The sequence below is a fragment of the Methanobrevibacter sp. 87.7 genome, assembly GCF_002208625.1.
In the GTDB taxonomy this organism is placed as follows: domain Archaea; phylum Methanobacteriota; class Methanobacteria; order Methanobacteriales; family Methanobacteriaceae; genus Methanarmilla.
This window is the reverse complement of the sequence record NZ_MRCT01000239.1, coordinates 1-1,783: the sequence shown is the minus strand read 5'-3', so window position 1 is coordinate 1,783 and position 1,783 is coordinate 1. Positions and strand designations below refer to the sequence as shown.

Sequence of the window (1,783 nt, the reverse complement as noted above, 5' to 3'; positions counted from 1 at the left end):
ATATAATTTTAATTTAAATATTATAAATATTTTATAAAAAAATGAATTTAAAACCAATAATATATAATTTATATAAAAAAAGAATTTTTAGATATTATAAAAAATTTTAAAAAAAAAAATAAAAAAAAGAAAAAAATAATAAAAATTTAAGTTCCTATAATAAAATGTTCATCAAAACTTCTTAAAAGTTTAATTGCAGAAAGTGCTGCTAACATACTTGTTTTAGGATTTGCATCAGATGGGAAATTCATTGTACGTGTTTTTAATTCACCGAAGTCCCCTTTAACAACAACTTCATGAACATTCCTACTTACTTCAGGATCTACAATAATTTTTACATCAATATCCTTACCAGATGCTAAAGATAATGTTGCTGCTACATTAATATTTTTAGGGAATTCTTTAACAGCTTCAGATGCTTTACCTTCAAATAAAACTTCTTTTTTATCCACATCTCTTCCAAGAGATTTAGGAGATTTACGAGTAGTTAAACTAATACTAGAAATATTTTTAATTGATGCAGCTTTAATAGCATCTACTCCAATAAGTGCACCAGAAGGAGTATAAATTTTTGCATCATTATCTTTTGCAGCTTGAATAAGTTCATTTCTTAATTCAGTATCCATTAATGCACCAACACTCATAGTAATAATATCAGTACCACTATTTAATACTTTAAGTGCAGTTTCTCTTACTGAACTTTGAGATGCAGCTTCAAGAACAAGATCTACTTTACCTAACATATCATCAAAATTTGAAACAGCTACACCATTAACAAAATTTGCAAGATCTTCTGCTCTTTCACCATCTTTATCATAGAAGTATTTTATTTCAATACTAGTATCTTCATCTTTAATATTTTGAGCAATAATATGAGCTATTGCACCACAACCAACGATTCCAACTATCATTAAAATCACTTAAAATTTTTTTAAAATTATTATTAACTTAAAATTTTAAAAGAAAAAATAAATATAATCAAAAAATAGCTACAAATTATAGATTTAACTCTTAAATAAAAATAAACCATATATAATTCAACAAATAGCTAAAATTATAGATTTAATTTCTAAATAAAGTAAATCTTAAATTAAAAATAGAAAATTCAATGAAAATATTTATAAATAAAATTTATTGAATTAAGGTAAAATTAATTTAAAAATAAATAAAATTCAAATTATTTTAAAAATAAAAAATTAATTAAAATTAATAATTTGGATTTTGAGCTTCTTGTTGAGCCTCAACTTCTTGATTAGGAGCTTGTGTTTGAGGAACATTTGGTCTTTTTCCACCAGGTACTTTATGTCTTACATCAGGAGTATTAATTAAAATAATATCCCCAATAGCAGTAACTTTATCAAAACCAATATTAAATGAACCTTCTTGATAAGATCTCATTTCATCTTCTTCAGGTACCATCTGAAGACCTCTTTTCATGATTTGTCTAAAACCAACTTCTCTATTTCTTTGTGGTTCTACTGCTCTAATTACTAATTTTGAAATTGTACCTAAACGAATGTTAAGAACTACATCTTCAACTTTACCAACATATTTTCCATGTACTGTATATATATCCAAATTACGGAGACTTGAAATTTCTACCATGTTTTTCACCATATAAAAAATAATAATAATTTTTAAAAAATAAAATTAATATTTGTAAATAAGTATAAAACTTTTATATTAATAAGTATTTGTTTAATTCATAATATAAATATCTTGTTAAGAATATTTAAATTTTAAATAATATTTTTAAATAAAAAATGAAAATAGAGTTTTTCAT

Annotated in this window: 2 protein-coding genes; both read right to left on the bottom strand. The window is 23.0% G+C overall.

The features are described from left to right. Positions 1-146 precede the first annotated feature (146 nt). The gene (locus BGI41_RS07940) at positions 147-911 is read right to left on the bottom strand and encodes an aspartate dehydrogenase (protein ID WP_088540162.1); all 765 of its coding nucleotides are present in this window, start codon (positions 909-911) and stop codon (positions 147-149) included. 295 nt (positions 912-1,206) lie between these two features. Further along, positions 1,207-1,605 (bottom strand): PRC-barrel domain-containing protein, encoded by a 399-nt coding sequence (locus BGI41_RS07935; protein ID WP_088540161.1) that lies wholly within the window; start codon positions 1,603-1,605, stop codon positions 1,207-1,209. Between the last annotated feature and the right edge of the window lie 178 nt (positions 1,606-1,783).